General features: G+C 70.2%; 23 protein-coding genes. 12 read left to right on the forward strand and 11 right to left on the reverse strand.

Annotated elements, in window-relative coordinates; translation table 11 throughout:
- Positions 1-25: 25 nt before the first annotated feature.
- Both Q9G87_RS42545 and Q9G87_RS42550 read right to left on the reverse strand, forming a co-directional pair.
- Positions 26-1,066, reverse strand: coding sequence for a Gfo/Idh/MocA family oxidoreductase (locus tag Q9G87_RS42545; protein WP_305922298.1), 1,041 nt, complete (start codon positions 1,064-1,066; stop codon positions 26-28).
- Positions 1,067-1,296: 230 nt separating this feature from the next.
- On the reverse strand, positions 1,297-2,205 hold the full coding sequence (locus Q9G87_RS42550) for a proteasome assembly chaperone family protein (protein ID WP_305922299.1): 909 nt from the start codon (positions 2,203-2,205) through the stop codon (positions 1,297-1,299).
- 115 nt (positions 2,206-2,320) lie between these two features.
- Here Q9G87_RS42550 and Q9G87_RS42555 point away from each other — a divergent pair, with 115 nt between their 5' ends.
- Positions 2,321-2,701, forward strand: a complete 381-nt coding sequence (locus tag Q9G87_RS42555) for an ankyrin repeat domain-containing protein (protein ID WP_371825912.1) — start codon at positions 2,321-2,323, stop codon at positions 2,699-2,701.
- Positions 2,702-2,755: 54 nt separating this feature from the next.
- On the opposite strand, the gene Q9G87_RS42560 is transcribed toward Q9G87_RS42555, so the two are convergent.
- Together Q9G87_RS42560 and Q9G87_RS42565 are read right to left on the reverse strand one after the other, a co-directional pair.
- On the reverse strand, positions 2,756-3,772 hold the full coding sequence (locus Q9G87_RS42560; protein WP_305922301.1) for a terpene synthase family protein: 1,017 nt from the start codon (positions 3,770-3,772) through the stop codon (positions 2,756-2,758).
- A gap of 116 nt (positions 3,773-3,888) precedes the next feature.
- A complete protein-coding gene (locus Q9G87_RS42565) occupies positions 3,889-5,901 on the reverse strand; it encodes an ATP-binding protein (protein WP_305922302.1) in 2,013 nt (670 codons plus the stop codon).
- Positions 5,902-6,264: 363 nt separating this feature from the next.
- On the opposite strand from Q9G87_RS42565, the gene Q9G87_RS42570 reads away from it, so the two are divergent.
- Positions 6,265-6,714 (forward strand): GNAT family N-acetyltransferase, encoded by a 450-nt coding sequence (locus tag Q9G87_RS42570; protein WP_305922303.1) that lies wholly within the window; start codon positions 6,265-6,267, stop codon positions 6,712-6,714.
- Between the two features lie 74 nt (positions 6,715-6,788).
- Here Q9G87_RS42570 and Q9G87_RS42575 read toward each other — a convergent pair whose 3' ends face one another.
- On the reverse strand, positions 6,789-7,481 hold the full coding sequence (locus tag Q9G87_RS42575) for a hypothetical protein (protein ID WP_305922304.1): 693 nt from the start codon (positions 7,479-7,481) through the stop codon (positions 6,789-6,791).
- 185 nt (positions 7,482-7,666) lie between these two features.
- Here Q9G87_RS42575 and Q9G87_RS42580 point away from each other — a divergent pair, with 185 nt between their 5' ends.
- From Q9G87_RS42580 to Q9G87_RS42590, 3 genes are read left to right on the forward strand one after another with little or no spacing between them, the layout of a single operon-like run.
- On the forward strand, positions 7,667-9,634 hold the full coding sequence (locus tag Q9G87_RS42580) for a sensor histidine kinase (protein WP_305922305.1): 1,968 nt from the start codon (positions 7,667-7,669) through the stop codon (positions 9,632-9,634).
- Positions 9,631-10,284, forward strand: a complete 654-nt coding sequence (locus Q9G87_RS42585) for a response regulator (protein WP_305922306.1) — start codon at positions 9,631-9,633, stop codon at positions 10,282-10,284. The genes Q9G87_RS42580 and Q9G87_RS42585 overlap by 4 nt, the downstream gene beginning before the upstream one ends.
- A 55-nt stretch (positions 10,285-10,339) precedes the next feature.
- On the forward strand, positions 10,340-11,443 hold the full coding sequence (locus Q9G87_RS42590) for a serine hydrolase domain-containing protein (protein WP_305922307.1): 1,104 nt from the start codon (positions 10,340-10,342) through the stop codon (positions 11,441-11,443).
- Here Q9G87_RS42590 and Q9G87_RS42595 read toward each other — a convergent pair.
- Both Q9G87_RS42595 and Q9G87_RS42600 read right to left on the reverse strand, forming a co-directional pair.
- The gene (locus tag Q9G87_RS42595; protein ID WP_305922308.1) at positions 11,436-12,284 is read right to left on the reverse strand and encodes an ABC transporter permease; all 849 of its coding nucleotides are present in this window, start codon (positions 12,282-12,284) and stop codon (positions 11,436-11,438) included. The two genes, Q9G87_RS42590 and Q9G87_RS42595, sit on opposite strands and share 8 nt — an antisense overlap.
- Positions 12,281-14,977, reverse strand: a complete 2,697-nt coding sequence (locus tag Q9G87_RS42600; protein ID WP_305922309.1) for an alpha/beta fold hydrolase — start codon at positions 14,975-14,977, stop codon at positions 12,281-12,283. The genes Q9G87_RS42595 and Q9G87_RS42600 overlap by 4 nt, the downstream gene beginning before the upstream one ends.
- A gap of 171 nt (positions 14,978-15,148) precedes the next feature.
- On the opposite strand from Q9G87_RS42600, the gene Q9G87_RS42605 reads away from it, so the two are divergent.
- Genes Q9G87_RS42605 through Q9G87_RS42615 form a run of 3 tightly spaced genes read left to right on the forward strand, consistent with a single transcriptional unit; the run spans position 15,149 to position 18,513 of the window.
- Positions 15,149-16,432 (forward strand): cytochrome P450, encoded by a 1,284-nt coding sequence (locus Q9G87_RS42605; RefSeq protein ID WP_305922310.1) that lies wholly within the window; start codon positions 15,149-15,151, stop codon positions 16,430-16,432.
- Positions 16,433-16,491: 59 nt separating this feature from the next.
- Positions 16,492-17,286, forward strand: a complete 795-nt coding sequence (locus tag Q9G87_RS42610; RefSeq protein ID WP_305922311.1) for a class I SAM-dependent methyltransferase — start codon at positions 16,492-16,494, stop codon at positions 17,284-17,286.
- Positions 17,287-17,334: 48 nt separating this feature from the next.
- The gene (locus Q9G87_RS42615; RefSeq protein WP_305922312.1) at positions 17,335-18,513 is read left to right on the forward strand and encodes a hypothetical protein; all 1,179 of its coding nucleotides are present in this window, start codon (positions 17,335-17,337) and stop codon (positions 18,511-18,513) included.
- Here Q9G87_RS42615 and Q9G87_RS42620 read toward each other — a convergent pair.
- Together Q9G87_RS42620 and Q9G87_RS42625 are read right to left on the reverse strand one after the other, a co-directional pair.
- Positions 18,471-19,502, reverse strand: a complete 1,032-nt coding sequence (locus Q9G87_RS42620) for a copper resistance D family protein (RefSeq protein WP_305922313.1) — start codon at positions 19,500-19,502, stop codon at positions 18,471-18,473. The two genes, Q9G87_RS42615 and Q9G87_RS42620, sit on opposite strands and share 43 nt — an antisense overlap.
- Positions 19,499-20,212: a copper resistance CopC family protein gene (locus Q9G87_RS42625; protein ID WP_305922314.1), complete on the reverse strand. Its 714-nt coding sequence runs from the start codon at positions 20,210-20,212 to the stop codon at positions 19,499-19,501. The genes Q9G87_RS42620 and Q9G87_RS42625 overlap by 4 nt, the downstream gene beginning before the upstream one ends.
- 83 nt (positions 20,213-20,295) lie before the next feature.
- On the opposite strand from Q9G87_RS42625, the gene Q9G87_RS42630 reads away from it, so the two are divergent.
- Positions 20,296-21,060 carry a class I SAM-dependent methyltransferase gene (locus tag Q9G87_RS42630; RefSeq protein WP_305922315.1) on the forward strand — a complete coding sequence of 255 codons (765 nt, stop codon included), beginning with the start codon at positions 20,296-20,298 and terminating at the stop codon, positions 21,058-21,060.
- A gap of 6 nt (positions 21,061-21,066) precedes the next feature.
- On the opposite strand, the gene Q9G87_RS42635 is transcribed toward Q9G87_RS42630, so the two are convergent.
- The gene (locus Q9G87_RS42635) at positions 21,067-22,041 is read right to left on the reverse strand and encodes an AurF N-oxygenase family protein (RefSeq protein WP_305922316.1); all 975 of its coding nucleotides are present in this window, start codon (positions 22,039-22,041) and stop codon (positions 21,067-21,069) included.
- Between the two features lie 64 nt (positions 22,042-22,105).
- Positions 22,106-22,684 carry a TetR/AcrR family transcriptional regulator gene (locus Q9G87_RS42640; RefSeq protein ID WP_305922317.1) on the reverse strand — a complete coding sequence of 193 codons (579 nt, stop codon included), beginning with the start codon at positions 22,682-22,684 and terminating at the stop codon, positions 22,106-22,108.
- Between the two features lie 322 nt (positions 22,685-23,006).
- On the opposite strand from Q9G87_RS42640, the gene Q9G87_RS42645 reads away from it, so the two are divergent.
- Genes Q9G87_RS42645 through Q9G87_RS42655 form a run of 3 tightly spaced genes read left to right on the forward strand, consistent with a single transcriptional unit; the run spans position 23,007 to position 26,673 of the window.
- Positions 23,007-24,173 carry an acyl-CoA dehydrogenase family protein gene (locus Q9G87_RS42645; protein WP_305922318.1) on the forward strand — a complete coding sequence of 389 codons (1,167 nt, stop codon included), beginning with the start codon at positions 23,007-23,009 and terminating at the stop codon, positions 24,171-24,173.
- Positions 24,170-25,192, forward strand: a complete 1,023-nt coding sequence (locus Q9G87_RS42650) for an acyl-CoA dehydrogenase family protein (protein ID WP_305922319.1) — start codon at positions 24,170-24,172, stop codon at positions 25,190-25,192. Before Q9G87_RS42645 ends, Q9G87_RS42650 begins: the two co-directional genes overlap by 4 nt.
- On the forward strand, positions 25,192-26,673 hold the full coding sequence (locus tag Q9G87_RS42655) for an AMP-binding protein (RefSeq protein ID WP_305922320.1): 1,482 nt from the start codon (positions 25,192-25,194) through the stop codon (positions 26,671-26,673). The genes Q9G87_RS42650 and Q9G87_RS42655 overlap by 1 nt, the downstream gene beginning before the upstream one ends.
- Position 26,674: the final 1 nt, after the last annotated feature.

Here is a 26,674-nt window from a genome sequence, read left to right on the forward strand (position 1 = left end):
CCGGGCGTTGGGGGCAGCCGGGCGTTCAGGACAGCCGGACGACGATGCGCCGATCGGCCGACAACCGTGCCGCCTCGATGACGGAGAGCGCCTCGACGGCGCTCTCCGGATCCACCGGCGGCGCCGCCCCGTCCCGCACCGCCGCCACGACGCCACGGTAGAAGTCCAGGTACGCCCCCGGCTCGGTACGCACGACCCGGTGCTCGTCATCCGTGCCGAGCACGCCCCAGCGCGCTTCCTCATCCTCCCCGAACCCCGGCGCATCGGGCGCGATCCCGGCCCGCAACCGCTCCTCCTGCACATCCATCCCGTGCTTCACGAACCCCGCCGCCGACCCCAGCACCCGAAACCGCGGCCCGAGCCGCGCCGCCACAGAACTCACCCACAGATGCGAGCGCACCCCGCCGGCATGCGTCAACGCCACGAACGTGTCGTCGTCCGAGGCCACCCCGTCACGCCGGACGTCACTCTCGCAGTAGACCTCGTGGACCGGCCCCAGCAGGTGCAAGGCCTGATCGACGAGATGACTCCCGAGGTCGTACAGCAGCCCGCCGACTTCCTCCAGACCGCCGGCCTCCCGCCATCCGCCCTTGGGCACCGGCCGCCACCGCTCGAAGCGCGACTCGAACCGCCGCACGCCACCCAGCGCCCCATCACCGACCAGCCGCCGCACCGTGAGAAAGTCACCATCCCACCGCCGATTCTGGAACACGGTGAGCATGACCCCGCGTTCCTTGGCCAGCCGCACGAGCTCCCGCCCTTCCTCGGCGGTCCTGGCGAGCGGCTTGTCCACGACCACAGGCAGTCCCTGCTCAATGGCCGCCGCGGCAAGGGAAACATGCGTCCTGTTCGGCGAAGCGACCACCACAAGATCACACCGCCCCCAAAGCTCCTCAACCTCCGCCACGCCGGCAGCCCCGTACCGAGCACCGACCTCGGCCTGCCGCTCGGGATCCCGGGTCACGACGGCAGCCAACGACAACCCAGGAGTGGCATGGATCAGCGGCGCATGAAAGACCGCCCCCGCCACGCCGTAACCGACCAGCCCCACCCTGATGTCGCTCATCGGCCCAGGCTATCGAAACCACGTAGTCGGCCCAGAATGCGCTCCGTAACGGCGGCCCGCCGGTGAAGGGCTCAGAGGCCGTGTTCCTGGAGGGCCCTGCTTATGGTCGCGCTCGCGCGGGGCTCCGCTGGTCACGCAAGCTGCCGCTCTCCGCCCCAGGCTCGCCGCTCCGTCAGCCGAAGTACGCCGAGTGGCGGCCCACTCGGCACCGCCGTACAAGAAAATGGTCTTTATGGGTTTTGCGGATCATCTCGCTCAGCGAGAAACCGCTCAAACTGAGCAGCGAGCTCATCCCCCGTCGGCATCGGGGTCGACTCGGCGATGAGGTTTTCGCGGTCGCTGCCGGCGGCGAACGCGTCGTACTGCTGCTCGAGCCCCGTGATGGCGGTGGACAGCTCGGCGGACGCCTGGATCTGCTCTTCGATCTCCACGTTCGTACGCTGGGCCGCATCACGCAGCGTGTCCATCGGGAACACCAGCCCCGTCCCCCGCGTCACGGCCTCCAGCGCGGTCACGGCGGCCGTCGGGTATTCGGCCTGGGACAGGTAGTGCGGCACGTGCACCGCGTATCCCAGCGCGTCGTGCCCCTGCGCCCCCAACCGGAACTCGATCAGCGCCGCCACGCTCCCCGGAACCTGGACACGCCCGAACGCGCTCGTTTGCGAATTTATTAGCTCAGGCCTGCTCGCGTGCATCGTGAGACCCAGCGGGCGGGTGTGCGGCACCGCCATCGGGATCCCGTGCATCGTCACCAGCTTGCTCACCCCCAGCCGCGCCACCAGCGTCCCCACGGCTTGGGTGAACAACTCCCACTCCCGATCGGGCTCGGGCCCGCTCATCACCAGGAACTGCGTCCCCGTCGAGTCCCTCATGACATGAACGGCCAGCTCCGGGCTCTCACACTCAACCCAGCGGTCGGTGTCGAAGGTCATGATGGGCCGGCGTGACCGGTAGTCGAGCAACCGGTCCACGTCGAACGTCGCCACGACCCGGTGCTCCAGCTCGGCCAGCAGGTGGCCCAGCGCGAGACGTCCGGCGCCGCCCGCGTCGACGAAACCGTCGAAGTGGTACAGCAACACCGGATCATGCAGCTCGGGCGCGTCATCTGCGAGCTTGTAGAGATCCTTCGGGTCGAACACGATTGGACAGCCTTTCCGTAGGTACTCTCCTCAGAACCTATGGCGAGTCGGAACGATTCCGTGCCAGTGGCGGGGGGCGGAATCATTTCCGTGGGGGGCACCCTATCGGGGCACAATGAGGTCCATGGACGGGGACCCGGAGCTGGAAGAGTTCGCCGCCAGGATGTTCGACCTGGCCCGGGCGGGCGACACCGAGACGCTGCGCGCCTACGTCGAGGCTGGGGTGCCGGTCAATCTGACCAACGGCAAAGGTGACACTTTGCTGATGCTGGCGGCGTATTACGGTCACGCGCCGACGGTGCGGATGCTCATCGAGCTGGGCGCCGATGTCGACCGGCCCAACGACCGCGGTCAGACCCCCTTGGCCGGAGCGGTCTTCAAGAAGGAGCTGGCGGTGGTCACGGCGCTGGTCGACGCGGGTGCCGACCCCCATGCGGGCGAGCCCTCTGCCGTGGACACCGCCCGCATGTTCGGTATGGAGGGGTTGTTCTCATGAACAGGGGGTTGTTCTCATGAACAGGGGGTTGTTCTCATGAACAGGGGAGTCGTTCTAGTCGACTAACTCGCGCTGGAAGCCGGTGACCTCGCCCCGCAGCACCGGGTCGGCGAAGCGGCGTGTCTCCTTGGCCCAGTCGAGGTAGCCGCGCATCCAGTTCTCGAGCCCCATGACGCAGCGCAGGGTGCTGTGCCGCCGGTTCTCGTCGATGCCGAGCTCGTCGAAGACGCGCAGGAGGTCCGCCTTGGCCGCCTCGAAGATGCCGATGCGCTCCGAGATCTTCTGGTCGACCATCTGGACGGCCTCCTGGAGGGGGCAGCTCAAGGCCTTCCAGTAAACGATGACGAGGTTGTGGAACTCGCCCTGCAGCAGCTCGCGCCGCAGGCCGATGAGATCGTTGGTGCAGACGACCACGTGCCCGGCCTCGTGGACGAGAGTGCGGTACGCGGCCGACGCGCGGATCGCGTCCGGCACCTCGAACTGCTCGGCCAGCTCGATGAGGTCGAACGAGGGCGGGACGTAGGCGATGTTGAGCTTGTGCTCGACATAGCTGTCGGGGTCGGGGATCCGGCCTCTCGTGCGGTTGTCCACCTCCCACTGAGCGGTCTCGAAGCAGTCCTGGAGGTGGGTGGCGAAGCGGTGCCACCATCGCGCGCCGGCGTGCAGCCGCATGCGGTCGCGGATGTCGGCCAGGCCGTGGAGTATCGGCCCTGCGGTGGCCTCGAGCGGCGCGCCGTCCAGCACGGCGCGGAACTTGTCGGCCATGCGCCGCGCGAGGTCCGGGTCTGAGCCCACCTCGGCGAGCTCGAACTGGTCGTCGTAGACGTGGAACCAGCTGTTGAGATCGGCGGCCAGCGCGAGGACCGGCACCGAGGCCTCGGGGTAGAGCCGTGCGACGAGGCGGGAGTAGGACTCACCTGCGAAGCGCGAGGTCGCGGTCTCGTCCTCGATGAGCTTCAACCTCCGCGCCCAGGCGATGGTGTGATCGGCCACCACAGCCTCGAAGGGGTTGAGCTTGGACGGGTACGGGATGAAAGGGTCGGGAAGGGACACGGAGGGAATGTCGGGCATGGGTGCGCAGCCTCCACATGAGAAACTGTGGCAAATGCCCCCTCGTCGGGACAGATGTCGGTTCTCGTGGGGCGTACCCGAAGCAGAATTTTTCCAATCGCTCTCTGATTTAAGGGTTATGAGCCGAAAGTATTGCGGTCCTGGTCTTCGGGACTGTCGGGTGCTTCCTGTGCAAGAGTGACCGCTTCGTCCAGATCCAGTTTGGCGCCCGCCTCGAATTCCAGTTTGTAGCCGTCCTCGCCCAGGGCCCTCTTGCACTCTTGGACGCACTTCTCGTGCTCCGCCGTGAGGAACGGCGCGCCCAGCATGGGCAGGCCGGAGGTGCGCCAGTTTTGATGCAGCGCCCCGAGCAGCCGCGAGGCACGCTCGAACTGGCCCTGAGACGAGTAGATCTTGGCGACCGTCTCGAGCACCATGAGCGTGCCGACGGTGTCGTGGAAGTGACGCTTGATCCGCAAGCCCTCCAAGGCGGTGCGCAACGCCTCCTCCGTCCTGCCCATCGCCAGCATCGGCAGCGACAGCGCCCAATGCGCGTATGAGCTCAGCCACAGCTCGCCGCGCTCGCGGCAGACCTGGAGGCAGTCCTGCAGCAGCGACTCGGCCTCAGGGAGCTCCCCTTGGGTGGTGAGGACGATCGACAGCTCCACGATGGCCGGGAGCAGCCCCGGGTTGAGCTCCTTGTTGTCGGTGTTGAACTCGATCGCCACGCCGAGCAGGGCGCTGGCCTTCTGGAGGTCGCCCTGCAACATCGCGGCCGTGCCCTGCATCTTGGAGGCCAGGATCACGGCCTTGGAGTCACCGACCCGGACGGCCTCGCTGCTGCACGTCTCGGCCGCGTCCCGCGCGCCCACGCTGTCGCCCTGGGCGCTCTTCACGTAAGAGAGCACCCACAGTGCCTTGCATCGTTCCCTGCTGAGATCCGGGTTGGCCCCGAGCGCCCGCTCGAGGTAGAGGCGGCCCTCGCGGGCGAAGCCGCAGCACACCCACATGAACCACAACGACGACAGCAGGGTCAGCGCCAGGACCTCCATGCCCGGCGTCTTGAGCGCGTGCTCCAGCGCCACCCGCACGTTGTCGTGCTCCTGGCGCATGCGGACGAACCAGTAGATCTGCCGCGGTCCCGACCAGGCGTCCTCGCTACGCTGCGCCAGGCTCAGGTAGTAGTCCAGATGGCGCTGGCGCATCTGCTCCTTCTCGCCGAGCTTGTCCAGCCACTCGTCGCCGTAGTCCGCCAGGGTGTCGATCAACTTGTATCTGACCCCGGCGTGGTTGCTTCTGATCAGCAGGATCGACTTCTCCACCAGGCCGGTGACGAGGTCGGTGATCTGCCCCGCCGGCAGCCGCGCGTCCGAGCACACGAAGCGCGCCGCGTCGAGCTCGAAGTCGTTGGCGAACACCGACAACCGGGCCCACAGCAGCCGCTCGGCCGGCTCGCACAGCTCGTGGCTCCAGCCGATGGCCGCACGCAGCGTCTGGTGCCGCGGCAGCGCCGTGCGGCTGGCGCCGGCCAGCAGGCTGAACCGGTCCGCCAGCAGCCCCAGGATCTGCTCCACCGACAACGCCCGCAGCCGCACCGCCGCCAGCTCGATCGCCAGCGGGATGCCGTCGAGCCGCCGGCACAGCTCGGCCACAGCGTTGATGTTGTCCTCGTCCAGATGGAAGTCGGGCACGCTTGCCCCGGCCCGGGCCGCGAACAGCTGCACGGACTCGTTGACGAAATAGGTCTCGGCCGGGTCCTCTCCCGGCACCTGCAGCGGCGGCACGGGAAGCACGTGCTCGTAGGGCAGGTTGAGCGACTGCCGGCTGGTGGCCAGCACCTTGAGGTTGGGCGCGACCTCGAGCAGCTCCTGCACCAGCTCCGCCGCTCCCTGCACCACGCGGTCGCAGGTGTCGATGATGAGCAGCATGTCCCGCTCGCCCACCCACTCCGACAGCGTCTCGGACTCCGCGCGCGTGGACTGGTCGGCGATGCGCAGCGCCGAGGCGATGGTGTGCTTGACCATGCCCGTGTCCTGCAGCCGGGCGAGATCGGCGAACCAGACGCCGTCGGGGTATTGGGCGCGGACCTGGTGGGCCAGGCGAAGCACTGTGCGCGACTTGCCCACACCGCCGATGCCCGTGACGGTCACCAGACGTGATTCGCCGAGGTACCGTCTGAGGTTGGCAAGCAGACGCGTGCGACCGATGAAGCTCGTGAGCTCCGCCGGAAGATTGCCTTCTCGCCGCCAGCCTGTAGGGGTGGCCATGGGCAGCCTCACGGGGGGTAGGCGACACCTGCTCCCGCATCGTACCGCCGTAGCCCCGACATGTCCCTGGACCTGCGGACACACCGGGTATTGCTTTGTCCGTCCGGGTAGCATGTCAGCCGTGGAAGATTTCTACCCCGAGCAGACGGCGGACGACAGGGACCTGGGCTGGGGCGACGACCTGCCGGAAGAGGACCCGGACGACTTCTTCGTGGAGAACCGGCCGCCGCACTGGGAGTGACCCCGTTGACCGGACACGTGCTGCGCCCCGCCACGCCTGCCGACTACGACGCCGTGGCGGCCGTGGTCGACGAGTGGTGGGACCGTCCCGTCCTGGCCTCGCTGCCCAGGCTCTTCCTGGACCACTTTCACCGCACGAGTCTGATCGCCGAGGGCCCCGAGGGCATGGCGGGCTTCCTCGTCGGCTTGCTCTCGCCGTCGGTCGAGGATGAGGCGTACATCCATTTCGTCGGCGTCTGTCCCGCCGCACGGGGCGGGGGTGTGGCGCGGGCGATGTACGAGCGTTTCTTCGCCCTGGCCCGCGCCCATGACCGGCACGTGGTCAAGGCCATCACCTCGCCGGTCAACGAGGCGTCCATCGCCTTCCACTGGCGCATGGGCTTCACGGCGAGCGAACCGGTCCCGGACTACAACGGTCCCGGCACACGCCTGGTCACCTTCGCGCGCGGCATCTGACACGTGCCCCGGTCCAGGAGGTCGTCCTGGAACCGGGGCCCACTCACCGCCGGCGTTCTGGAATCGGCGTCCGCTCACCTCTGCGGTTCGTACTCCTCGTCGCTCATCCTGGCCAGCGTGAGCGCCGCGGCGGCGAACCCGAGCGCCGTCAGCCCCCACGCGCCCCCATCCAGGATCTTGGGGGCGCCGGTGAGCACGAACAGCAGGTGGACCGGCTGCGAGGCGACCAGCGCCGCGCCCGCCCAGGTGGGGATCACCCGCGCCCGCCACAGGGCGGCGCCCAGCAACACGGTGCCGAGGACGTGGCCGAGCACGAAGAGGCCGACGGAGAGCGAGAGGGCGGGCTGGGCGGCCAGCGCCTCCAGCAGCACCGTGCCCTCCGCAGGACTCAGCCCGGCCGTGACCGCGGCCAGGGCGGCGGCATCCGAGACGCCCAGGGCGGCCATCCCCAGGTAACCGGGCAGAGCGAGGGTGATCGCCGCGATCGCCAGCACCGGTGAACCGCGCAACGCCAGCCGCGTCAGCACGAACAGGGCCGGCACCAGCGCGAGGACGGCGATCGGAGTGAGCCAGAGCACCGCGCCATGCGCCCCCTGCCCGGCCGTCACCGCGGCCAGCTGAGCGGCGGCGTCGTCGGTAGTGCCGTAGGGGAGGATGGCGCGGATGACGGCCACGCACAGCGGGCCGACCGGCAGGAGCACGGCGAGAGCGCGGCGGCGGAAGGCACGTGTGTCACGCACGCGCACGGCGGCGGAGCCGATGGTCATGATGTCTCCCATGGAGTAGGGCTTGAGCCGTCCGAGGGCTACGGCCGGCCTGGCAGGCTCATGGTCGGCCGCGGACCGGCCGTCGCGGCACGGCGCACGCCCCTGACCGGGCCGGGCGATCTTCCCGGCCGATCTGGGGGTCCGCCCCTATGCGCCGGGCTCCGCGACCGCTCATCATGACCCTTATGAAGGTGCTGGCCTGGGGCCTGTTCGCGGTGGCGGTGACCGAGGCGATCACCGGTGTCGCGGCCGCCATAGCAGCGGGAATGACCTTCGAGGCGGCCACCGAGAGCTTCATCGTCACGAACTCCGCCATCGGTCTCTCCCTCTCCTGCGCAGGCGTCCTGCTCGCCTGGCAGCGTCCGCGCAACCCCATCGGCTGGCTCCTGCTGGCCGGCGCCGTCGCCCAGGCCGGCACCGCCGCCGGGGTGGGCCTGCTGATGATCGGTGAGATCCACGGCTGGCCCGCCGTCGCCCTGCGGACGCTCGCCACGTACGCCGCCTACTCCTGGCCGTGGTCGATCGCGTTGTGCCTGCCGCTCGTCCTCCTGCTCTTCCCCGACGGCCGCCCGCCGGGCCTTCGCTGGACCTGGCTGGTCCCCGTGACGGTGGTGACCGCCCCGCTCTTCGTCCTGGAGATGGGCGCCGCACCGACCGGCCTGTCGCCCGGCTCGGACGTCGTCGGCTACCTCACCATCCCCTTCCACGACGACCTGGCCGCACTCTGGACCGGGACCGAGGTGCGCGGCGCCGCCCTCGTCGTGGCCGCGCTCGCCGGGCTGGGGCTGCGCTACCGCCGGGGCGGCGAGCGGGAGCGGCGCCAGCTCTTGTGGCTTCTGCTCGCCGTCCTGCTGCTCGCCGCGGTCATGGTCGTGTGGGGGGTGTTCCAGACCGGGCCGGTGCTGATGCTGCTGGCCATCCCGCTCGTCCCGATCGCGATCACCGTCGCCATCCTGCGTCACGGCCTGCTCGACATCCGCCTGATCATCTCGCGGACGGTGCTGTACACGCTGCTCACCTCGGGCGTGATCGCCGTCTATGCACTGCTGGTGGCCGTGCTGGACCGTGCCGGGCCAGGAGACTCGGTGCTCGCCACCGTGCTGATCGCGGTCGGCTTCAACCCGGTGAGGGTACGCCTGCAGCGGATCGTCGACAGGCTCCTGTACGGCGACCGCGACGACCCGGCGCGCGCCCTGTCACGGATCGGCCGCCGACTGGCCGACCCGGCCCCAGGGCTGGCGGGAGTGGTGGCCGCGGTGTGCACGGTCCTGCGCCTGCCCTTCGCGGCGCTGCGCTCGGCCGACGTCGGCGATATCGGGGGAGCGGTGGTGGAACGCACCTCGTATGGCACCGCCCCCGAACGCCTCCACACCGTCCCCCTCGTCTACGGCGGCGACCGTGTAGGCGAGTTGATCATCGGGCTGCGTCCGGGGGAGAAGGCGATCTCCGTGGCCGACGCCCGGGTCCTCGAGCTGCTGGCCGTGCCACTGGCGGTGGCCGTGCACGCCACCGGCCTGTCCGAGGAGCTGCAGCGGATCCGCGAGCACATCGTGGTGGCGCGCGAGGACGAACGCCGCAGGCTCCGCCGCGACCTGCACGACGGGCTCGGCCCCACCCTCACCGGCGTGGTGTACCAGGCCGACGCGGCCGGGAACGTGCTCGCCGACGACCCCGCCCGCGCCAAGGAACTGCTCCTGAGGCTGCGTGCCGAGGTGACGTCGGCCATCGAGGACATCAGGCGGCTGGTGTACGGCCTGCGTCCGCCCGCACTCGACGACCTCGGCCTGGTGGGCGCGCTGCGGCGGCAGGCCGAACGGTTGTCGCTCGACGTCAGCATCCGGGCTTCCCGCGACATGGCCGCGCTGCCCGCCGCCGTGGAGGTCGCCGCGTACCGCATCGTCACGGAGGCGCTGAACAACGTCGCCCGGCACGCCCGGGCCACGACCGCCCGCGTCGACTTCACGCTCGGGGACCGTCTCCGTGTCGAGGTGAGTGACGACGGCGCGGGTGGCGGCGTGTGGCGGCCGGGGGTGGGCCTGCGGTCCATGCGGGAGCGCGCCGAGGAACTCGGCGGCACCTGCCAGGCCGGTCCGCGGGACGGCGGCGGACGGGTGGTGGCACTGCTGCCGCTGGCGCAGGTGGTGGCATCATGAGCGTGCGCGTCTTGATCGCCGACGACCATCCCGTGGTACGCGACGGGCTCGCCGCGCTGCTGTCCACGGTGCCGGGCATGGAGGTGGCGGGGACCGCGTCCAGCGGACGCGAAGCGGTGCGGGCGACGGTCGTGCTGGCACCGGACGTCCTCGTCCTCGACATCCAGATGCCGGAAATGTCAGGCATCGACGCCGCCAGGGAGGTGGTCGCGGCCGCGCCGGGCGTGGCGGTGCTGATGCTGACGATGTATGAGGACGACGAGTCCGTGTTCGCGGCCATGCGCGCGGGGGCCCGCGGATACGTGCTCAAGGGCGCCGAACAAGACGAGATCGTCCGCGCGATCCGTGCCGTCGCCGCCGGCGAAGCGATCTTCGGGCCCGGCGTGGCCCGCCGCGTGCTCGGTCACCTGACGGCTCCACAGCCCCGAGCTCCGGCGGGCGAGCCTTTCCCTGAGCTCACGCCGCGGGAGCGGGAAGTGCTCGGCCTGATCGCCGCCGGCCACGGCAACGCCTCGATCGGGGCCCGGCTGTCGCTGGCGCCCAAGACGGTCGGCAACCACATCTCCAACATCTTCGCCAAGCTCCAGGTCGCCTCCCGCGCCGAGGCCATCATCCGCGCCCGAGACGCGGGCCTGGGCCACATCGACTAGCCGGCGCCGGTAAATGCGTGGCCCCCGCGCGCTCGGCCGGGCTAGGTTCCGTCCCATGGCGGACATCCAGGGCACATGTGAGGACCGGTTCCACGAGGTGCGCGAGATGCTGGCCGCCTCCCTGGACGGCGGCGACGACGTGGGCGCCTCGGCGGCGGTCTACGTGGACGGCGAGCCGGTCGTCGACCTCTGGGGCGGCTACGCCGACGCCGGTCGCACCGTCCCATGGCAGCGCGACACCATCACCAACGTCTGGTCCACCACCAAGACCATGACCGCGTTGTGCGCGCTGATCCTCGCCGACCGCGGCGAGCTCGACCTGACCGCCCCGGTGGCCTCGTACTGGCCCGAATTCGCCGCCGCGGGCAAAGAGCGCGTGCAGGTCCGGCACGTCCTCTCCCACACCGCGGGCCTGCCGGGCTTCGCCGCGGGGACGACGGTCGAGGACCTCTACGACTGGGAGAAGACCACGGCACGGCTGGCCGCACAGACGCCGCTCTGGGAGCCGGGCACCGAGAGCGGCTACCACGCGGTCACGCAGGGATACCTCATCGGAGAGGTGGTCCGCCGCATCACCGGGCGCACGCTGGGCACGTTCCTGGCCGAGGAGGTGGCCGGACCGCTGGGCGCCGACTTCCACATCGGCCTGCCCCCGGAGCACGACCACCGCGTCGCCCCGGTCATCCCGCCCGCGGACCCGCCCGGCGCCGCTCGCCCTGACGCACCGCCCGGCCCCGAGATCCGGGCCGCGGACGCGAACACCGCCGCCTGGCGGCGCGCCGAGATCCCGGCGGTCAACGGACACGGCAACGCCCGCTCGGTCGCCGCCATCCAGTCCGTCCTGGCCTGCGCGGGCACCGTCAACGGCGTGCGCCTGTCGTCCCCGTCCGGCTGTGAGCGCGCCCTGGAGGAGCAGCACCATGGCGTGGACCGGTATCTGGGCGCCCGCATGCGCTACAGCATGGGCTACGGCATCTACGGCGGCCAACGGGCCTGCTTCTGGGGCGGATGGGGCGGCTCCCTGGTCTTCATCGACTTCGACGCCCGGATGACGGTGGCCTACGTGATGAACCAGATGGTCGACCAGGGTGGCCTCGGCGACGAACGCGGCCTGGGCATCGTCCTGGCCGCCTACGGCGGCCTCGCCGCGGCTAACTGACCACGTCCTTGCGGCGGAAGCGGCGGAAGGCCACGGCGATGAGGATGGCCGCGTACGTGATCGACACCGAAGCCCCCTTGGCCATGCCGCTCCAGTCCAGCTCCGGTGCCAGGGCGTCGACCCAGGCGTTGTTCCAGAACGTGGGCAGGAACTCGCGCAGCGCCCCCAGCGCCTCGACCGCCTGCAGGATGTTGCAGACGATCCAGAGCCCGACCGCCCCGCCGACCGCGCCCAGCGGGGAGTCGGTGACGGTCGAGATGAAGAACGCCAGCGCGGCCACCACGAGCTGGCTGACCAGCGCGTACCCGATCACGATGCCGAAGCGGGGCAGCACGTCGAACGCCGGGATCGTCTCACCCGTGCCGGGCACCTGGATGTCGTTCCACCCGAACGCCAGCGTGCCCGCCAGCAGCGCCATCAGCGGCAGGCAGATCACCGCCGCCGCCGAGTAGCCCAGCGCCACGATCAGCTTCTGCCGCAGCAGCCGGTCCCGGGGGATCGGGGCGGCCAGCATATAACGCAGTGACGACCAGTTGGCCTCGCTGGCCACGGTGTCGCCGCAGAACAGGGCGACCGCCACGACCAGGAGGAAGCTGGCCGACACCGACAGGGCGAACGCGGAGAAGTTGAGTCCGCTCTCGGTCGCCAGGTCGGAGATGCGCAGCGCCGCCTGCTGCTGCCCGCTGGACTGCGGCCCGAACTGGAACGCGATCACCAGGATCCACGGCAGCGCCAGCAGCAGGCCGAACATCACCATCGTCCGCCGCCGCTTGAACTGCCTGATGATCTCCACCCGCAGCGGCAGCGTGCGGCGGGGCGCGTAGCCCGGCGCGGCGGTCATGACTTGTCTCCAATGAGGTCGAGGAACACGTCTTCCAGCCGCGACCCGTGCCCGTTGCCGGTGGCGGCCCCAGCGGAGGCAGACGTGAGCAGCCGCGACACCGGCCCGGCCGAGACCAGCCGGCCCCGGTGCATGACGACGACGTGGCTGCAGGTCTGCTCCACCTCGGCGAGCATGTGACTGGAGACGATCACGGTACGGCCGTCGCGCGCGTAGCGCTTGAGCACCTCGCGCATCTCCCTGATCTGGGGTGGGTCGAGACCGTTCGTGGGTTCGTCGAGCACGAGCAGGTCCGGCAGCCCGAGCATGGCCTGCGCGATGGCCAGCCGCTGCCGCATGCCCTGCGAGTAGGTGCGTACGGCACGTTCCAGCGCCTTGCCCAGGCCCGCGATCTCCAGCGCCTCGTCGAAATGGGCGTCGGCGGCCGGGCGGCCGGTGGCGGCCCAGTAGAGCTCGATGTTGTCCCGGCCGGACAGGTGCGGCAGGAACCCGGGGCCCTCGACGAACGACCCGAGCCTGGAGAGCACCGGCGCCCCCGGCGTCACCCGGTCGCCGAAGATCCGGATCTCGCCGTCGTCCGGCCGGATGAGGCCCATCATCATCCGCATCGTGGTCGTCTTGCCTGCGCCGTTCGGTCCGAGCAGGCCCAGCACCTGGCCCTTCTCGACCCGGAACGACAGGCCGTCGACGGCCAGCTCCCCGTTCCTGTACGCCTTCGTCAGCCCGCTGATCTCCAGCGGCACCGGCTCGCCGCCCGGTTCGGCCGGGCCGTCATGGGCGCTTCGGCCGGTGACGGCGGCGGGCACGGCCCTGCGGCGCACCCCGGCGCCCGCCGGTGCGAGGGTCGAGGCGCGGCCGGTCGCCAGCAGCGCGGCGGCGATCACCACGGCGGCCAGCGGCATCGCCCACACCCACCACGCGACCCCGGACGGCGGGGCGGCGAGCGTGCGCACCGTGGGCACGGCGAGGGCGGGGGAGGCCAGCGACACCTGGTAGGTGGCGGGCTGGGCAGGAGTCGCGAACCCCATGTCCGTGGTGGTCACCACCAGGCGGAGCCGGTGGCCGACGGCGAAGCGGTGGTCCACGGCGGGCAGGGTGATCGTGGCCTCCACGCTGCCCGCGCCCTCCGGGATCGTCACGCGGATCGGCGCCACCAGCCCGGCGGGCAACGCCGGTGGCTGAGTGGCGGTGTCGGCCACGTCGTAGAGCTTCGCGAACAGCGTCGCCTCACCCTTGCCCGACACCTTGATCTTGGCTGTGGTGGTGCCGGTGAGCTGGAGCGGGGCCGTGAGGGGCCGCGACTCGAACGCGGCGCTCTGGCCGGGCATGTCGATCGACACGCCGGCGGTGTTCTGGCCGCCCAGCAGGCCGCCGATGCCCGGCACCGTCGAGATCGAGGCGGGGGCGCCGCCGGGCGGGTTGACGATGCTCTGCTCGGGGCCGCTCAGCTCCACCGTCGTGGTGTCGGTGCCGGCGAGGCCGGGGTAGGAGGCGGCCTCCGGGTGCAGCCGGATGCGCTGGCGGGTGCCGGGGTCGCGCCCGCCGTCGCGCGTCACCGTGAACGCGCTGACCGGCGGCGCCGTCTGAGCCGAGCCGTCACCCTTCAGATAGCGGGCGAACCAGGCCGAGGACTGCTCGAAGAGCCAGTCGGCCTCGCCGTTGCCGCCGTCGTGCCCGCCGTCGAACCACGCCAGGCTGACCGCGGTGCCGGCGGCGGCGATCGCCTTGGCGTTGGCGTCGGCGTGGCTGAGCGGGAACAACGAGTCGCGCTGGCCCTGCAGGAGCAGCGTCGGCGCCTTGATCTGGCCGGCCACGGTGATCGGGCTCGACTTGCGCAGCAGGGCGACGGCCTCCGGTGTGGCCTTGCCGTCCTTGGCGACCTGCTGGTACATGTCGCAGATCGCCGGCAGGAACCTGCCGCAGCGCGCCTGCTGGGGCGTCAGCGGCTCGGCCGCCTGCCGCCGGCCCTGCAGCGCGAAGCTCTCCAGCGAGACGCCCTGGCCGAAGAAGATGCCTGCCCACATGCGCTTGAACACGCCGCTCTCCGGCTGCCCCAGGCCGTTCGCCGTGGCACCGGCCGGGCTCTGGGCGGAGGCCGCGCCGGAGGTGTCCTGGTCTGTGGCGGCGGGGGGCTGGACGGCTGCGTTGGGGAAGAGGGCGTCGGCCAGGTCGGACCAGGTGATCTGCGGCACGATCGCGTCGACCCGCTGGTCGTGGGCCGCCGTCATCAGGGCGATGGAGCCGCCGTACGAGCCGCCCACGATGCCCACGCGCGGGTCGCCCGAGGCGTCCAGCAGGACCTCCGGACGCTTGGCGAGCCAGTCGATCAGCTGCTTGACGTCCTTGACCTCGTAGTCGGGGGAGTTGAGCGCGATCTCGCCGGTCGAGCGGCCGAATCCGCGCGCCGACCAGGTCAGCACCGCGTAGCCGTCCTGGGCGACCCGCATCGCCTGCTGCCTGACGCTCTGCTTGCTTCCGCCGAAACCGTGGCCGATCAGCACGGCAGGCGCCTTCCCGCCCCCCGGCGGCGAGAAGAACGTCGTATCGAGCTCTACCCGTTGGTCGTCGGCGGGTCCGTCGACGACGGTTATCTTCTGGTCCTGGGCCCGCACCTCAGGAGCCGACGGCCACACTAGCCACGTCGTCACCCCGATGAGTGCGAGTGCCACTACCAGCGCGGCCACACGCTTCATGACGAGGAGCTTACTTACCGCACCTGAGAGATCCCTGAGACGGGGCTCGCCGCCCTCGGGCCGCGCCACCTGTGGATGCCCCATGGGCGCTTGCCTGAGAGCTACGGAAAGGTCAATATCGTACGCGGAGGACGCGATCTTGGCGTATGCCCGACGAGGTAAGGAGCTCAAGTGACGGTCCAGCCCGCAGTGGAGGCGTTCCTGCCGTCCACCTACGCGAAAGCCGTGCCGTACGACTTGTTAGCCCACCTGAGGCGGGAGACCCCCGTCTGCTGGATCCCCGAGCCCGCCATCGGCCCCTGGCGTGAGGGTCCGGGTTACTGGGCCGTCTTCAGGCACGCCGACGTCAAGCAGGTCCTGCGCAGCACGGAAGACTTCTCCTCCCACCTCGGCGCCACCCAGCTCCGCGACTTCGACAGCCCCGCTGACCTGGCCTTCGTTCAGAACATGATGGTCAACATGGACGCGCCCGGCCACGCCAGGCTGCGCAAGATCGTGGCCGCGGCCTTCACGCCGCGCGCCGTGCGGGCGCTGGAGCGGGCGATCGCCGAACGCGCGGCGGCGCTGTTCGCGGAGGGCGAGTGCGACTTCGTGGAGGTGACCGCCGACCTGCCCGTGTGGACGCTGGCCCACGTCATGGGCTTCCCGGAGCAGGACAGGCGACTGCTGTACGACTGGGCGTCGCGGGTCATCGGCTACCAGGACGCCGACCACGCGGACCTCTCGACGGCCGAAGCGGAGTCCCTCACCCCGATGGGCCGCCGCGCCGTCGCGCTGCGTCCGAGGCTCGAGCCTGGGACGAATCCGCGTTCCAAGGCGGCGCTGGCCGACGTGTTCGCCTATGCGCACGACCTGGCCGAGGCCCCCGTCGACGACGAATCCCTCATGGCCGCCATGATGAAGGGCGGGCTGACCGTAGAGGAATTCGAGAACATGTTCTCCCTCTTCGCCGTCGCGGGCAACGAGACCGTCCGCAACGGCATCCCCGGCGGCCTCCTCACGCTCCTCCAGCACCCGGCCGAGCTGGCCCGCCTGCGCGACGACCCCTCCCTGCTCGACTCCGCCATCGAGGAGATGCTCCGCTTCTGGCCGCCGGTCATGCACTTCCGCCGTACGGCCACGCGCGACATCACCCTCGGCGGCCGCGACATCCGCGCGGGTGACAAGGTGGTCGTTTACCACATCTCCGCGAACCGCGACCCGTCCGTCTTCCCCGACCCCGACCGCTTCGACATCGCCCGCACCCCGAACGACCACGTCAGCTTCGGCTTCGGCCCGCACTTCTGCATCGGCGCCCACCTGGCCCGCGCCCAGATGCGCTCGATCTTCAGGGAACTGCTTGCTTGGGATGTCGAGCTCGCGGGCAGCCCGCAAAGGCTCACGTCGAACTTCCAGAACGGCCTCAAGCACCTCCCCATTCGCCTCACCAGGCGCCCCTCACCGAGCCGCCCATAGAACCTGCCGGCCGAAAAGCGAATGCGGCGCGATCAAGCGCGCCCCTAGGCTCGTGCGCCATGGACTACTTGACGACGAACCGGGCCAACTGGAACGCACGCGTCCCGATCCACGTCGCCAGTGACTTCTACGACGTCGAGGGCTTCAAGGCGAGCGGCCGGAGCGTCCTGAGGCCGTTCGAGGTCGCTGAGGTGGGCGACGTGTCCGGCCGCCGCCTGGCGCACCTGCAGTGCCACCTCGGCCTGGACACGCTCTCCTGGGCCAGGCTCGGCGCCGAGGTGACCGGGCTCGACTTCTCGTCCGACGCCATCCACCAGGCAAGGCGGATCGCGGCCGAGGGCGGCATCCGGGCGAGGTTCGTCACCGCCGACGTGTACGACGCGGCCGAGGCGCTCGGCGAGACCTTCGACATCGTCTACACCGGCATCGGTGCCCTGGTGTGGCTGCCCGACCTCACGCGGTGGGCCGAAACGGTCGCCGCCCTGCTCAACCCGGACGGATTCCTCTATCTCGCCGAATTCCATCCATTCGCCGACATTCTTGACGACGAGACCGGCACCAAAGTCACCCACGACTACTTCGCCAGCGGCCCGCACGTCTGGGACGAGCCATACACCTACACCGGCGGCGAACTGACCGAGCACCGCACCTCCGTGCAGTTCCAGCACGGCCTCGGCGAGGTCGTCAGCGCGGTGGCGGCGGCCGGCCTGCGGGTGGAGTTCGTGCACGAGCACGACCACACGCTCTTCCGCCGCTACGCCACGCTGTCGAACGACGGCACCGGCTACCGCCTGCCGGAAGGCGCTCCCAAGATCCCGCTGATGTACTCGTTGCGCGCCGCCGCCCCTGCCTGACGCGGGCCTCGCGATCCTGCCCCGCCGATGACCGTAAGATTCCTTCCCGTGAAGTCTCCAGCATCGTTCAAGAAGGCCGCAGAGTGGGCCTTGCCCTATTGGACCCGAGGCCAGGCGGGGCGCGAGACGCCGCAGGATCTGTTCAGGGTGCTCTACTTCGGCTGGCTGGCGGCGTTCACGCTCAAGGTGCTCGGCTCGGCCTGGGACGTCTCGTGGCACTTCAAGTGGCTGCGTGACGACCTCGCCCCGCCGCACCTGCTCAACTCCGCCGGCACGGCCCTCGCCCTCGCGCTGACGATCGTCCACGGCTACACCGGCTACGGCGTCGACAAGGTGGCGCTCAGGACGATCCAGTGGGGCACCGGGATCTTCCTCGTCGCGGTCCCTCTCGACCTGATCAACCACCGTGTCAACGGGCTCGACATCACCTCGTGGAGCCCGTCGCACATCATGTTGTATCTTGGAACGTTCTTCATGATCGCCGGCGTGATCCGCGGCTGGTTCATGGGAGCCCCTCCGGGCAGGGAACGCACGGTCGTGCTGGGGGCGTTCTTCGCGTTCTTCCTGGAAAACGTGCACTTCCCCGAGCAGCATCAGGAATACGGCATCCTGTCGATCGGCGCCTGGGACAACAAGGCCGTCTACGCCGAGCCGATCCTGCTCCAGTTCGCCGCCGACCAGATGGGGCGGCCGGTGGACCGGACGATGATGACCGGGTTCGCCCTGCCCGTGCCGGACTTCCTCTACCCCGTCTTCGCGGTGGTGGCCGGGCTGTCGGTGCTGGTGGTGGCGCGGTTACTCATCGGCAGATTCGGCGCGGCCACCCTCGTCGCCGTCGGCTATGTGGGCTTCAGGACGCTGATCTGGCCGCTCCTGACCTTCACCGGGTTCCCGCCGTCGGCGGTGCCGTTCTTCCTGGTCGTGGCCGGTCTCCTGGTGGACCTCGCCTTCCTGGTACGGGTGCCGGTGGCGCGCGCCGTGCTGGGGACCGCCGGCGCGACCGCGGCCGCGTACGGCGCACTGGCGGCGCAGAGCGCGATCATGGGCCCGGTGTACGGCGCCATCCAGGGCCAGGACGGGCTGCTGGGCGCACCTCCCCTGGCCACGTCGTCCGCCGTCTGGGCCGGGCTCGGCCTGCTCGCCGCCTGGCTGGCGGTCGAGTGGATCGCCGGGAGACGTGGCCGTCAGGCGATGGAGGCCCGCGTGATCGCCACCGCCACCCCGTAAGCCAGACCCATCACCGACACCTCGGCCGCCGCCCACCCCACCAGGGCGGTGGCCGTGCCGTGGCGTACGGCAGGCAGCAGGCGGAAGCGGATGTGCGCGGCCAGTGGCACCAGCGACGCCATGAGCAGCGTCTTGACCGCGACCAGCACCCCGTACGGGCTGGTCACGATCGCGCCGGGCAACGTCACGCCCGGCGTCAGCGCCATCGTGCCCAGCCCGGTGATCAGACCCGACAGGCCGACCAGGAGCAGGCACACCGTCGCCATCCTGGAGAACTTCGGGAGCACCGCGGCCAGGAGCTCCTTGTGCGGCGCCACGAACACGGCCGTCGCCACCAGCCCGCCCGTCCACGCCGCCGCACCCATCACGTGGATCTCCATCGAGACCATGAGGGGGTCGTGCCAGACCGAGTTCACGGCGTGTCCGGTGACCGGGATGGGCAGCAGCCCGAACAACGCCACGATCACCCGCAGTTCGGCCGGCACCTTCTCGCCGAACCGCACCGCCATGAGCCCGATGCCGGCCGCCGCCAGCGCGCAGGCCGCGCTGAACAGCAGGCCCTGACCTGTGCCGACATCGCCGACATATGCGGCGATCATCCCGAACGTCGGCACGCCACCCGGATTGAGCTCGGCCGTCTGGAACACGATCGTGAGCAGTGCGCAGATCGCCCACGCCCAGGCGGCCATCACAGCCAGCGGCCGCACCCTGAGCAGCACCGGCTCCGTGCGCTCCGGGTCATCGAAGCCGAGCAGCTTGGGCAGCAGACTCAACCCGACCACCGCCACGGCGGCCACGTCGAGCAGGACTCGGACGATCGGCAGCCCGAAGGACACGATGGGACCTGGCAGCGGAATGCCGGGCACCGCCTCCTGACCCGTGAACGAGTTCGCCGCCACGGCCGCGACCACCGCGCACACCCCGAACCCGCCGGCAACCAGCCGACCGCCGACGTCTCGCCGGGGGAGCGGCGGAGCGCTGACCGTCACGACCGCGCCCCTTCGTCTCCGGGCACGTGCACGACCTCGCTGCCAGACGCCTCGGCCGCCGGACGCTGCTCGGCCGTCGTCGCACCGCGAGCGCTCACCGGGCCGGTGGGGGCTGAGGGGGCGCGGCGGAGGGCCACGGCCGTGCCTGCGGCCAGCACCAGCAGCGCGCCCACAATCCACACCACGGCCATCCCGGCCCCGCCGTTCGCCGCCGCCTCGGCGGCGTCCGCGCTGGAGCCTGGGGCGCTCTCCTGGGCGACGGCTCCGGGCGCGGCGGTGGCGCTGGAGGCCTGGGCCGGCTGACCGGCGGCGTCCGGGCTGGTGCTCTGGGCCGGCTGGCCGGCGGACTCCGCGGCCAGGTTGAAGGTGATCTTCCCGGTCACCGGATGCCCGTCGGCCGACAGGATCCGGTAGCCCACCACGTACGGCCCTCCGGCCGGCAACGGCTTGACCTTCACCGACACCCGCTCGGCGGCGATCACGGCGGCCCCGTCGGCCCACGCGGACCCGTCCGCCCCCGTCACACCGACCTGCGCGTACCCCTGCCGCACCGCCTGGTCGAACACCAGCGTCACCCGCTCGGGCGAGGCCGTCAGCGTGGCCCCGTCCTTGGGATCGCTGCCGATCAGCACGTTGTGCGCCTGCGCCGCCGGCGAGACGACCTCCACCGCGACGCAGGCGAGCAGCAGGACTGTAAGTAGCCGCCTCAAGAGCTTGAAGCCTTCCGTCGAACTTCCGAACCGAACGCGTCAAGGACATCGGACATGTCCCGAACCCGTATATGGTGCCATCCATGCCGGACCTGTTCGGCGGCGCGGCGCCGTACTACGCCAGATACCGGGCCGACTACGGCGAGGAGGCCATCAAGCACCTCGCCACCACGTTCGGCCGGGACAGCAGCGTGCTGGACCTCGGCTGCGGTCCAGGAACGGTGGCGATCCCGCTGGCCCGCCACGTCCGCGAGGTCACCGCCGTCGACCCGGACGAGGAGATGCTGGCGGAGGGCAGGCGCCTGGCCGCGGACGCGCCCAACATCCGCTGGCTGCGCGGCGACTCGACGATGCTGCGCGAGTTTCCGCCGTTCGACCACGTCGTCATGGGCAGGTCGTTCCACTGGATGGACCGCCGCACGGTGCTGGCCGAACTGGACGAGCTGCTCCCGCCGGACGGTGTCGTGGCGCTCGTCGGCCCGACCCGCGACCCCGGCGAGGAGCCGTGGGAGCCCGTGATGCGGCGGGTACGCGAGGAGTTCGGCCTGGGCGCGATGACGGCCACGAACTCCCACCAGGCGACCGGCGAGCATCACGATGACGTGCTGGCGACCTCACCCTTCCCGGACCTGCGCTCGACCGTGTACGAACGCCGCCTCGTCTACGACCTGGACGCCGTGATCGGCCTGCAGCTGTCCTACTCCTACAGCGCCCCTGCCCGCCTCGGCGACCGGCTGGAGGCGTTCACCGATGCGGCGAGGAAGGCGCTGCTGGCGAGCAACCCCTCAGGCAGGTGGGAGTACGTGACGGAGACAGAGGTTCTCACCGCCAGGCGCGCCCCCGCCTGAGGCCGGTCAGCGCGGGTCCGCCCAGATGCCCATGGCCCGCCAGATCCGCCGGGTGACGGCGTTGACCAGCCCGAGCTCGGCGCACAGCTCCCGCGTCTTGCCGACCGAGTCGCGGATCTCGTCCTTGGCGGCCGCGTTGCGCAGGTAGACCTCGGACACCACGTTCGAGGGGATCCTGAAGTGCCTGATCATCGCCATCGGAGGCGACAGCATGATGCGGGCCATCACCCCGAGGACGATCGGCGCGGCGACGCCGAGCATGAGACGCCGATAGGCGGGCATCCGGGGCACCCGGTTACGCAGGTAGTGCCGGGCGAAGGAGATGTGCCTGGCCTCCTCCGCGATGTGGATGCGCATGATCGTCTCTTCGAGCGGGTGGTGCGCCCGCCCGTCCTTCAGGACCTTGCGCTGCACGTGGTCGATCGGGTCCTCGCCGCCGAGCACGAACACGAAGAACAGCTCGGTCGAGATCAGCGGGATCCATGGCGCGACCTGGGCGACCGCCGACAGCGGCCCGGGCATGCCGCGGATCGGCAGACCGGTACGGTTCACGAACTCCTGGAACATCATCCCGTGATGTCCCTCTTCGATGGTCTCGTGGTAGACGTACCGGAACTCCGGCGACCCGTTCGGCAGCCGGTAGGCGTAGTTGAGCAGGCCGCGCTTGAGCAGGTTTTCGAACTGCAGCCCGACCTTCATGGCGGTGGCCACCCGCCACAGTCCGATCGTGGCACGCACCTCGGGGGGACGGCTGCGATACCAGGGATGGCCGCCCAGCTTGTCCACCTCGGGCAGCTCCCACCGCGGGTCGGCGGGGTCCACCAGGAACTCCGGGTCGTCCCACGGGATGTCCCGGTACGGCTCCCAGTGTTTGTCGACCGACGCCTTCGAGAGGCGTTCGATGACCGCTTCGTAGGCGCTGCGGCTCGCGACCCGCTCGTCGCGCTCCCGCGCGGTGGTAGAGCTCGGTGCAGGTGTCATCACGCGCACTCCTCTCCTCGCCAAGTAATTGTACGAAGTGTCCAATAACTCGGGAAGAGTGGTGTCACAGCTTTTCCGGCGACACCCCCAGCTCGTTCGCCGCGGCCTCGCGGATGAGCAAGTTGACCCGGCGCCGCGACAGCGCCTTGGGATGCACGTGGGTCTGAATCGCGAACCCGTCGATGAGCGCGGAGATCCGCCACGCCGCCCCGTCGGGGTCCGGGCAGTCGAACTCGCCGCGCTCGACCCCGGCCTCGATGATCGCGCGCAGCAGCAGGCGGCCCCGCGTGTCGATGCGCCGTGAGATCTCCTCCAGTTCCGGGCTGCGCATCGCCTCCGCCCACGCGTCGATCCACAGTCGCCAGCCCTCCGTGGGGATGGCGGGGGAGCAGAGCCTGAGCAGGGAGACCAGCCGTTCGAGCGGGGTGCCCGTGGAGTGTTCGACGTCGTCGAGCGCGGTCATGTGAAGGCGGGCCGCGTACGTGAAGGCCTGCGCGAACAGCCCTTCCTTGTTCTCGAAATGGTAGAAAAGCAAGGCCTGGCTGACGCCGGCGGCTCTGGCGATGTCGATGGTCCTGGTATGGCCGAAGCCTTGCTCCGCGATCACCTCGCAGGCCGTCTTGAGAAGATCCTCACGCCTCAATCGGCTGAAACCTGATGTCACTGCGAGTAACTCTTGCGTCTGATCATTGCTGTTTGTGGGACAAACCGGGCGTCGAGCGCCTCTGTTGCGGCTGGTCCGCTCCTCCTTCTGGCTTTCACGGTGATCATGGTAGTGACACCATCGAAAACCTTTCATTACCCGTTCTTGGGCACCGTCAGTCCTTTCTGGTCGGCATTCGCAGCACGAATCGGGCGTCGCGGTTGCGTGCGGCGTCCAGTCGGGTGAAGCGGACAGAACACTGCTCTATGCGTGTTGTGGTCGTCTGATTAGAGTAAGTGGACACTGATACCAAGGAGGCGACGTGGACCTTGCTGAGTATCGGCGCGCCGCCAGGGCCTGGCTCCAGGACAACACCCCGACGGACGAATCCGCTGAAGGGGACGGCATCGCGCGGGCCAAGCAGTTCATGGCCAAGCTCTACGACGCCGGTTATTCGGGCATCACCTGGCCGAAACGCTGGGGCGGCCAGGGACTGACGCAGGCGGAGGAGCGCGCGTTCGCCGTCGAGGCACGCGACTTCACCCTCCCCACGTACGTCTTCTCGATCGGCCTCGGCATGACCGGCCCGACGCTGGTGGACCGGGGCACCGACGCGCAACGCGAGCGTTTCCTCAGGCCGCTGCTGCGCGGCGAGGAGATCTGGTGCCAGCTGTTCTCCGAACCGGGCGCGGGCAGCGACGTGGCCAGCCTGCAGACCAGGGCGGTCCGCGACGGAGACCAGTGGGTCGTCAACGGCCAGAAGGTGTGGACCTCCGTCGCCCACCACGCCGACTGGGGCCTGCTGCTCGCCCGCACCGACGTGGACGTGCCCAAGCACAAGGGGCTCACCATGTTCGTGGTGGACATGCACCACCCGGGCGTGACGGTCAGGCCGCTCAAGGACATGTCGGGCAGAGCCAATTTCAATGAAATCTTCTTCGACAATGTCACGATCCCGGATGAAAATCGCGTGGGCGAGGTTGACGACGGCTGGAGCGTGGCCGTCACGACCCTGCTGCACGAGCGGCTGTCGATCTCGGCCGGCGTCGGCATGGGCGGGCAGAAGGACAACCCGGCCTCGCTCGAAGCGCTGCGCCAGGCCGTGGACACCAGCGATCCCCTGGTCCGCGACCAGCTCGTCGAGCTGCACATCCGCAGCCGCGCGCTCGCGCTGTTCAACCAGCGCCTGGCCCAGGAGACCGAGGCAGGGCTCTTCCCCGGCGCCCGTGGCAGCGCGGCCAAGCTGCTGCTGGCCGAGCTGACGCTGTTCCAGGCCGACCTCGCCACGCAACTGGTCGGGCCCGAGTCGGTGCTGGCCGATCACCCGCTCGCCCAGGCGATCTCCCTCGCTCCGGGCATGGCCCTGGGCGGCGGCACCAACGAGATCATGCGCAACATCGTGGGCGACCGGGTGCTCGGCCTGCCGCCCGAGCCCCGCGTGGACAAGACCGTGCCGTTCAAGGACCTGAAGGTGGGGACGCAGGCGTGAAGCTCACACTCAGCCAGGAGCAGCAGCAACTGCGCGAGTCCGTGCGGTCCTTCCTGCGCGCGGCCTCGCCGCTGCCCAAGGTCCGCCAGGGCTACGATCCGCAGGTGTACACCCGGCTCAACGGCGAGCTCGGCCTGTCCGGCCTGATCATTCCCGAGGAATACGGCGGCGCCGGCGCGGGCCTGACCGAGCTGGCCGTCGCGCTGGAGGAGACCGGCGCGGCCCTGCTGCCCGGACCGTTCCTCGCCACCACGTTCGCGGCGATCGCCCTGACCAGGGTGCCCGACAAAGAACTGCTGACCGGCATCGCCGAGGGCCGGATCGCGGCCACGCTATCCGGTGACGAGATCGCCTACGACGGCGTTGGCGTGCGCGGGAGGCTGACTCAGGTCCTCAGCGGCATGGAGGCCGACGTGCTGGTGGCGCCCGCGCGAAGTGCCGACGGCACCGTGATGGTCGCCGTGGACCTGGCCGGGCCCGGCGTCACCAGGACCGCTCTGGAGACGCTCGACATCACGCGCGGCCAGGCCGAGGTGGTCATGGACGGCGCGCCGTGCCGGGTGCTCGGGCCGCCGCCGGAGACCGGTATCGGCGACCGGCTGTGCGTGGCGCTGGCGGCCGAGCAGCTCGGTGTGATGCGGGCGGCGCTGGACGCCATCGTCGCGTACGCCAAGATCCGCGTCGCCTTCGGCCGCTATATCGGCTCTTATCAGGGCGTCAAGCACAAGCTCGCCGACATGCACTGCAAGCTCGAACAGGCCGAGTCCATCGTCAGGTACGCGGCCTGGGCGGCCGACGAGTCACCCGCCGAGCTGCCCGGCGCCGCCGCGCTCGCCCAGGCGTACGTCGGCCGCGCCTGCTTCGAGGTGGCCCGCGACCACCTGCTGCTGCACGGCGGCATCGGCTTCACCTGGGAGCACGACGCACACCTGTTCTACAAACGGGCCAAGGCCGACGAAGTGCTGATGGGCCCGCCCCGTATCCACCGCGCCCGTCTGGCCGAGCTGCTGGAGCTGTGATGGACGAGACTCCTGGCTTCTACGCCATCGCCGCCGCCGACCCCGACCGCCTCGCCGTGATCGACGCCGACGGCACGCACACCACGTACGGGCAGCTGCTCGCCCGGGTCAACCAGGTCTCGCACGGCCTCCGAGCCCGCGGGCTCGGCACCGGCGACGTGGTGGCAGGGGTGCTGCCCAACGGGATCGACGCGGTGGTCATGCTGATGGCGACCGGACAGATCGGCCTCTACTACGTGCCGATCAACTGGCACCTGACCCCGTCCGAGGTGACGTACATCCTTCAGGACTGCGACGCCAAGGTCGTCGTGACCGAGGAGACCGGCACGGCGGAGCTGGCCGAGGGGCAGCCTGCGGAGGCGCCGCCGGACCGCACCTCCGGGGCGGTCATGTGGTACACCTCCGGCACCACCGGCTTCCCCAAGGGCGTGCAGCGGCCGCTGCCCGGCGCCCCGCCGGAGGCGATCGTGCCGCTGTACACGTGGTTCCTCGGCGAGGTCGTGGACCTCAAGCCGGGGGACGAGGTCCACCTGGTGACCTCGCCGATGTACCACTCCTCGCCGTGCGCGCACAGCCAGTTCGCGCTGCACTTCGGGCACACCGTGGTGATCGCGCCGCGGTTCGACCCAGTGACCATTCTTGAGCTCATCGAGCGGCACCGGGTGTCCAACGCGATGATGGTGCCGACCATGTTCCACCGCATGCTGCAGCTGCCGGAGGACGTCCGGAGCAAGTACGACGTGTCCAGCCTGCGTCAGGTGATCCACACTGCCGCCGCCTGCCCGGTCGCGGTCAAGCAGCGGATCATGGACTGGTGGGGGCCGGTGCTCTACGAGTACTACGGCTCGACCGAGTCGACGATCGCGTTCGCCGTCAAGCCCCAGGAGTGGCTGGCCAGGCCGGGCACCGTGGGCCGTCCCGCGCCCACGTTCGAGGTCAGGATCCTCGACGAGTCGGGCGAGGAGCTCCCACCCGGTGAGCCCGGCATGATCTACGTCAAGTCCAGCCTGGGCACGTTCGAATACCGCAAGGACCCGGCGAAGACGGCCGCCAGCATGCGCGGGGAGTGGTACGCCCCAGGCGACATCGGCTACCTGGACGCGGACGGCTACCTGTTCCTGTGCGACCGGCGCACGGACCTGATCGTCTCCGGCGGGGTGAACATCTACCCCGCCGAGATCGAGGCGGCCCTGCTCGAGCACCCCGCGGTGGCCGACGTGGCCGTCATCGGGGTGCCCGACGAGGAGTGGGGCCACAACGTGGTCGCGCTCGTGCAGCCCGCCGAAGGCGTCGAGCCGGGGCCCGAGCTCACCGCCGAGCTGCTGGAGCACTGCGGGCCACGCATCGCCAGGTTCAAGCACCCGAAGGTGGTCGAATACCGCCCGCGGCTGCCGCGCACGCCCACCGGCAAGCTGTCCCGCTCGAAGGTGCGCGCCGACTACCTCGCGGAGAACGCCGGCCGCCCGCCGTCGCCCGGATAGG

Source organism: Nonomuraea turcica (genome assembly GCF_030718205.1).
Classification (GTDB): Bacteria; Actinomycetota; Actinomycetes; order Streptosporangiales; family Streptosporangiaceae; genus Nonomuraea.

Bases quoted from the DNA above. Each gene is read 5' to 3' on its own strand.
- Q9G87_RS42545 (WP_305922298.1), bottom strand. From the start codon at position 1,066: ATGAGCGACATCAGGGTGGGGCTGGTCGGTTACGGCGTGGCGGGGGCG.
- Q9G87_RS42555 (WP_371825912.1), top strand. From the start codon at position 2,321: ATGAGGTCCATGGACGGGGACCCGGAGCTGGAAGAGTTCGCCGCCAGG.
- Q9G87_RS42560 (WP_305922301.1), bottom strand. From the start codon at position 3,772: ATGCCCGACATTCCCTCCGTGTCCCTTCCCGACCCTTTCATCCCGTAC.
- Q9G87_RS42575 (WP_305922304.1), bottom strand. From the start codon at position 7,481: ATGACCATCGGCTCCGCCGCCGTGCGCGTGCGTGACACACGTGCCTTC.
- Q9G87_RS42580 (WP_305922305.1), top strand. From the start codon at position 7,667: ATGAAGGTGCTGGCCTGGGGCCTGTTCGCGGTGGCGGTGACCGAGGCG.
- Q9G87_RS42585 (WP_305922306.1), top strand. From the start codon at position 9,631: ATGAGCGTGCGCGTCTTGATCGCCGACGACCATCCCGTGGTACGCGAC.
- Q9G87_RS42590 (WP_305922307.1), top strand. From the start codon at position 10,340: ATGGCGGACATCCAGGGCACATGTGAGGACCGGTTCCACGAGGTGCGC.
- Q9G87_RS42595 (WP_305922308.1), bottom strand. From the start codon at position 12,284: ATGACCGCCGCGCCGGGCTACGCGCCCCGCCGCACGCTGCCGCTGCGG.
- Q9G87_RS42600 (WP_305922309.1), bottom strand. From the start codon at position 14,977: ATGAAGCGTGTGGCCGCGCTGGTAGTGGCACTCGCACTCATCGGGGTG.
- Q9G87_RS42610 (WP_305922311.1), top strand. From the start codon at position 16,492: ATGGACTACTTGACGACGAACCGGGCCAACTGGAACGCACGCGTCCCG.
- Q9G87_RS42630 (WP_305922315.1), top strand. From the start codon at position 20,296: ATGCCGGACCTGTTCGGCGGCGCGGCGCCGTACTACGCCAGATACCGG.
- Q9G87_RS42635 (WP_305922316.1), bottom strand. From the start codon at position 22,041: ATGACACCTGCACCGAGCTCTACCACCGCGCGGGAGCGCGACGAGCGG.
- Q9G87_RS42655 (WP_305922320.1), top strand. From the start codon at position 25,192: ATGGACGAGACTCCTGGCTTCTACGCCATCGCCGCCGCCGACCCCGAC.